This window comes from uncultured Anaerovibrio sp. (assembly GCF_947302755.1).
Classification (GTDB): domain Bacteria; phylum Bacillota; class Negativicutes; order Selenomonadales; family Selenomonadaceae; genus Anaerovibrio.
Genome location: NZ_CAMYWM010000001.1, coordinates 59,295 through 65,748 on the forward strand (window position 1 = coordinate 59,295; position 6,454 = coordinate 65,748).

Here is a 6,454-nt window from a genome sequence, read left to right on the forward strand (position 1 = left end):
GGTGCTACATGCAGTCAAGAATATACAACACAAAACGAAATATAGTTGCTTCTTATATTCTTATGGTAGTTCAGATACTGTTTTCGTTTATATCCAGAACAGCGATTGTTTATACATTAGGTGCTGATTATTTAGGCTTATCCAGTTTATTTACTTCAATATTACAGGTGCTGAATATCGCTGAATCGGGATTTTCTTCTTCAGTTATTTATTTTATGTATAAACCAATAGCTTCCGGTGATACTAGGCAAGTGTGTGCCCTTCTTAATTATCTTAGAAAGGTATATAGGCTTGTAGGATTTGTTATATTGTGTGTTGGAATACTAGTAACACCTTTTATAGAATATCTTATAAAAGGCGATGTTCCTAATGATATCAATATCTATGTATTGTATTTGCTTTATTTAGTTAATACGAGTATAAGTTACTTTTTATATGCATATAAAACATCGCTTTTAACAGCAATACAACGGTTGGATCTAACGAAAGTAGCAAATACGATTACGATAGTAATACAGTATGGTCTGCAATTAATTGCACTTTTTGTATTCCATAATTACTACATGTTTGTTGTAGTGATGATTTTGGGAACAGGATGTGTAAATGTTTTTACTGCTTATATAAGCAAGAAGAAATATCCTGAATATAGATGTGAAGGTGAGATAAATAGTGTAGCTAAAAAAGACATCCTTAAGAAGGTAAAGGGCCTACTTATATGCAATATAAGTGGAGTTACATACAATACGTTTGATAGCATTATAATTTCAGCTTATATTGGCCTTTCCTCGGTAGCAATTTACAATAATTATTTTGTTATTGTTAGTACAGTATCATCTTTTATTGCAATAATAAGAGCATCTATGCAAGCAAGTGTTGGTAATAGCGTGGCTAGTGAGACATTAGAAAAAAACTATAATGATTTAAAATTGTGGCAATTTTTGTTTTCGCTGATTGCAACAATATTTGCTTCGTGCTTGATTTGTTTGTGCCAACCTTTTATGAAGGTTTGGATGGGAGAAGATATGCTTCTTCCGTTTTGTGATGTGGTTCTACTTGGAATGTGGTTTATTTCAGGAACAGTTCAGCATGCTTTTTATTTATATCTAAGTGCTGCTGGATTGTGGCATGAACTGAAGTGGGTATACATATCTAGTACATTTTTTAATTTAATTTTGAATATTTTTTTAGGAAAAGTAATGGGAATGACCGGTATTATTTTGGCGAGTCTTTTGGCAGGGATAATATTTGGACTTATATGGCAATGCACTATTATTCTTAAACATTATTTTAAAATTTCATCAAGAGATTATCTTAGGCAGCAAGGAAAGTATTTTAGTGTTGCTGCGTTTATAGTAATTACCGCATATGCAAGTTGTGGTCTTATTGTAGCGGGTGGAATCGAAGGATTAATACTTAAGACCATAATGTGTGTTGTAGTGTCTACATTGCTAATAATTTTGATTTATCATAGGAGTCCTCATTTCACTAGATCAAAACAAATATTTTTGAAAGTTATTCATAAACATTGACTGACACATTCACATAAAATATAAATAATGATATTATCATTTTCTAAAAATCTTTATGAGTAAGTTCAATATCGCATGGCAGTTTTTTGTGTCATGCGATTATTGTTCATGAGAGATATTTTTCGTAATTGCTATTATCCTTGTTTAAGCGTATAATTATTGTGGCTTTTGGCTAATAAATGGTGAAAAAATATAATGAATAAAACTGGAGGGCAATTAAATGCTTACAAATAAGACAATCTTAGTTACCGGAGGTACTGGTTCTTTTGGTAATACCTTTGTACCAATGACATTAAAAAAATACAATCCCAAGAAGCTGATTATTTATTCTCGGGACGAGATGAAGCAGTGGAATATGGCTAAGAAGTTCCAAGGTGATGGGAGAGTACGCTTCTTTATTGGCGATGTGCGTGATAAAGACAGACTTTATCGTGCATTGGATGGAGTAGACTATGTTGTTCATGCTGCTGCCACCAAAATTGTGCCAACGGCTGAGTACAATCCATTTGAATGTATAAAGACAAATGTAAATGGCGCCATGAACCTTATTGATGCATGTATCGATAAGGGCGTTAAGCGTGTGGTTGCACTATCAACGGATAAGGCCAGTTCTCCAATTAATTTGTATGGTGCCACTAAGCTTTGTTCAGATAAGATTTTTATTGCCGGTAACTCATATTCAGGTGGTAAAACTAAGTTTGCAGTTGTTAGATATGGAAATGTAATGGGCTCCCGTGGATCTGTTATTCCGTTTTTTATGGAAATTGCCAAGACTGGAAAGCTTACTATCACTGACAAACGTATGACCAGGTTTATGATTTCCCTTGAACAGGGTGTAGAACTGGTGTGGCACGCATTTGAGGATATGGAGGGTGGCGAGATTTATGTTAAAAAGATCCCGTCCATGAATATTTGTGATATTGCCACTGCTGTAGATGCCAAGGCAGAACAAGTGGAAATTGGTATCCGTCCAGGTGAAAAGCTTCATGAGCAGATGATTGGTGTGGAAGATGCACATTTCACTTATGAGTATCCTGAGCATTTTAAGATTTTGCCACAGATTTGCACTTGGGGAAAGATGGAGTCCATGATAAAGGGCGGTACCCAGGTTCCAGAAGGATTCAGCTATACTTCCGACAACAACAAGGAATGGATGACCATCCCTCAGTTACAGGATTGGATTGAGGCAAATCGGGTTAAAATTGGCAGTATTTAATATGGGGGAAATTACATTGGATGAGTTAGCAATAAATGGCGGAAATCCGGTATTCGAAAAGAAAATTGGCTATGGTCATCAGTATATTGATGATGAAGATATTCAGGCGGTAGTTGATGTTTTAAAAAGTGATTATCTCACTTGTGGACCAAAGATTGAAGAAGCAGAGCGCAAACTTTGTGAAATTACTGGAGCAAAATATGCAGTCCTTATTGCTAATGGCACAGCAGCTCTTCATGCAACTATGTTTGCTGCTGGAGTGGGACAGGGGGATGAGGTTATCACCACCCCAATAACTTTTGCGGCTTCGGCTAATTGCTCCCTATATTGTGGTGCCAAACCTGTTTTTGCCGATATAAATCCGGAGACATATAACATTGATCCAGATAGTATCGAAGCAAAAATTACCAGTAAGACCAAAGCTATTGTAGCGGTTGATTTTACGGGGCAGGCGGTGGAAGTAGATAAAATTCGTGCTATTTGTGATAAGCATAATTTGATTTTCATTGAAGATGCAGCTCATTCTTTGGGAACTAAGTACAATGGTAAACCAGTGGGCAGCTTGGCTGATATGACGGAGTTCAGCTTCCATCCGGTTAAGACATGTACTGCCGGTGAAGGCGGTGCTATTACCACTAATGATGAGAAATTATATGAGAGGCTTGTACTGTTCCGTACTCACGGCATTACTCGTAGTCAGAAGCTTATGGATAAGCCTAGTGAAGGTGGATGGTACTATCAGCAGGTAGATTTGGGCTATAATTACCGCATGACGGATATGCAGGCAGCCCTGCTTAGTTCTCAGCTAAAAAAATTGGAGATGTTTAGCAAGCGTCGCAAGGAGCTTGTAAAACGCTATGATGAAGCCTTTTCAACTATGCCAGAAATAGTTGTGCAAAAGGAAATTGCAGAGTCTGATACGGTTCGTCATCTTTATATCATCCAGTTAAACTTGGAGTTATTAAAATGCTCCCGTAGGGAAGTTTTTGATGCTCTGCAGGCTGAGGGCGTTGGAGTAAATGTTCATTATATTCCAGTATATTCATTCCCATATTACCAAAAACTTGGCTATCAGATGGGTGAATGCCCAAACGCTGAGAAGCTGTATGAAAGAATTATTTCCATTCCGCTTTATTATTCATTGACTGATGAGGAGCAGAATAAGGTTATTGAAGCTGTTATGAAAGTAATAAATTACTACAAGAAATAAGTGGTGAATTTAAGATGAGTGCGGTAGCTATCATTACTGCCCGAGGTGGCAGTAAAAGAATACCAAAGAAAAATATTAAAGATTTTTGTGGAAAGCCCATTATTGCCTATTCTATCGAAGCGGCACTGGAATCAAACTTATTTGAAGAAGTGATGGTTTCAACAGATAGTGAGGAAATTGCTGAAGTGGCAAAACGGTACGGTGCAAAAATTCCATTTATGCGCAGCGAAAAAAATAGTGATGATTTTGCTACTACTGCTGATGTTTTGCAGGAAGTAATCAGTGAATACGAAAAGCTGGGGCAACACTACGACTATATGTGCTGTATTTATCCTACTGCACCATTTGTCACCGGGGCTAAACTGAAACAGGCATATCAGGTGTTTGTTGAATCGAAGGCAGATATATTGGAACCAGTAGTAAATTTTTCCTTCCCCCCTCAGCGGGCATTTGTAATTCGAGAAGGTAAGCTGGTATACCGTTATCCGGAATGTGCGTCAATGCGGTCACAGGATTTGGAAAATTGGTATCATGATGCAGGGCAATTTTATTTTCATAATGTAGAAATATTTATGAAGGGACTGTCTGCTGGAGAACAAATGAAAATCGTTCCATTTGAACTTCCTGAAACAGAAGTTCAGGATATCGATAATATGGTAGATTGGCAGTTGGCAGAAATGAAATACAAGATAATGTCCCAACACTAAGATTTGTTTTCAAAAATGAGGCTGGATGGTGATAAGGTGATTATCGTCTTTCGTGTGGATGCTTCGACGCAAATAGGTACTGGCCACATGATGCGTTGCTTGGCATTGGCGTCTCGTATGAAGAAGAAGTATTCTGCTGATATTATTTTTTTATCAAGGGATTTACCAGGTAATATAAACGATAGAGTAGAAGCAAATGGCTACAGGTTACTCGTTTTACCACGACGTACACCTAACGAAAAATTGAAAGGCTATGCTGCCTGGTTAACGGTTCCACAATCGCAGGATGCTGCAGAATCGATTGAAGTGTTAGGGAATATTGGGCAAATTGATAGGTTGGTAGTGGATAGTTATGCCATAGATGAAACATGGGAGAAGTGTCTACGCCCGTGGGTTGGAGAGATTTTTGTAGTTGATGACTTGGCTAATCGGCGACATGATTGTGATATATTATTGGATCATGGCTTTTTACCAGGCAAAGAGGAAAGTTATCGAAAACTTGTCCCCGAAGGTTGTCAACTTATGCTTGGGGTTAAATACGCTCTTATAAGAGATGAATTTATATTGGCGCGTGCCTCTTTGCCTCCTATGAAAAAAAATATTCGAAATATTTTGATATTTTATGGTGGTGCGGATGTTACAAATGAAACGGAAAAAGCTATTGATGCGCTGATTAATTTGAATTTATCAGGTGTAGATGTTGAGGTTATAGTAGGAAAAAGTAATCCACACAAGGCTTCTGTTAAACAGAAGTGTGCAAACTATGACTTTGTTCATTTTCATGAGCAGGTTAGCAACATGGCGTGGTATATGTCTAATGCAGATATTTTGCTTTGCGCTGGGGGAACAACTTTGCTTGAGGCATGGCATTTAGGACTACCGACTATTGTGACAGCAGTTGCAGAAAATCAGCGTATTGGATGTGAATATTGCGCCAAAATGGACTTGATGGATTATTTGGGATTTTATGATAGTGTCGAGGTGCCAAATATTATTCAGGCAGTGCAAGGTATGAGTTACTCCAGACGTTGTGCTATTAAAGAAAAGTGCGAGTTACTGCTTAATGATGATTAATTAGTATGGTTGGAAAAAGTGAGGACAGTTATGACAGATAAATTTATAAAAAAGCGTCCATTTATTATTGCTGAGATGTCAGGTAATCATAATCACTCATTAGAACGAGCTATAAAAATCGTAGAGGCTGCCAAAGAAGCTGGTGCGGATGCAGTTAAGCTTCAAACATACACAGCTGATACGATTACTATAGATTGTCGGGAAAATGAATTCTTTATTAATGACCCTGACAGTTTATGGAAAGGTCAATCTCTCTATGAGCTATATCAAAAGGCATATACACCTTGGGAATGGCACGAACCAATTTTTAAGCGTTGCCAAGAGTTGGGAATAATATGCTTTAGTACCCCTTTTGATTATTCTGCGGTGGATTTTTTAGAAAAGCTAGATGCCCCTGCATATAAAATTGCTTCGGCCGAAAATATAGATCTTCCGCTTATTCGTAGAGTAGCTGCCACTAAAAAACCGCTTATTATTTCTAATGGTAGTTCAACCATATCTGAGATTGACGAATGTGTTCGGGCGGCGCGAGAAGGCGGCTGTGAAGATTTGACATTGTTGCAATGTACCAGTAGTTATCCGGCTATTCCGGAAGATGCTAATCTCAAAACTATACACCATCTTAAAGAAATGTTTAAATGTGGTGTAGGTATTTCTGATCACACATTGGGCATCGGTGTATCAATAGCCGCAGTAGCTTTGGGAGCAGAGGTTATAG

Annotated in this window: 6 protein-coding genes; all 6 read left to right on the forward strand. The window is 37.7% G+C overall.

Translation table 11 applies throughout. The features are described from left to right. Positions 1–8: 8 nt before the first annotated feature. Positions 9–1,529, forward strand: coding sequence for a lipopolysaccharide biosynthesis protein (locus Q0Y54_RS00290; protein WP_297963018.1), 1,521 nt, complete (start codon positions 9–11; stop codon positions 1,527–1,529). Positions 1,530–1,749: 220 nt separating this feature from the next. Next, entirely contained in the window at positions 1,750–2,745 is a 996-nt protein-coding gene (gene pseB, locus Q0Y54_RS00295) for a UDP-N-acetylglucosamine 4,6-dehydratase (inverting) (protein ID WP_297963022.1), read from the forward strand. A 16-nt stretch (positions 2,746–2,761) separates the two neighbouring features. After that, complete coding sequence (gene pseC, locus Q0Y54_RS00300) at positions 2,762–3,955, forward strand: UDP-4-amino-4,6-dideoxy-N-acetyl-beta-L-altrosamine transaminase (protein ID WP_297963025.1); 1,194 nt, start codon at positions 2,762–2,764, stop codon at positions 3,953–3,955. A gap of 14 nt (positions 3,956–3,969) precedes the next feature. After that, positions 3,970–4,662, forward strand: a complete 693-nt coding sequence (pseF, locus tag Q0Y54_RS00305) for a pseudaminic acid cytidylyltransferase (protein ID WP_297963028.1) — start codon at positions 3,970–3,972, stop codon at positions 4,660–4,662. Between the two features lie 15 nt (positions 4,663–4,677). Then, positions 4,678–5,736, forward strand: coding sequence for a UDP-2,4-diacetamido-2,4,6-trideoxy-beta-L-altropyranose hydrolase (pseG, locus tag Q0Y54_RS00310; protein ID WP_297963056.1), 1,059 nt, complete (start codon positions 4,678–4,680; stop codon positions 5,734–5,736). A 30-nt stretch (positions 5,737–5,766) separates the two neighbouring features. After that, on the forward strand, positions 5,767–6,454 hold a 688-nt coding region (pseI, locus tag Q0Y54_RS00315; protein ID WP_297963031.1), incomplete at its 3' end, for a pseudaminic acid synthase.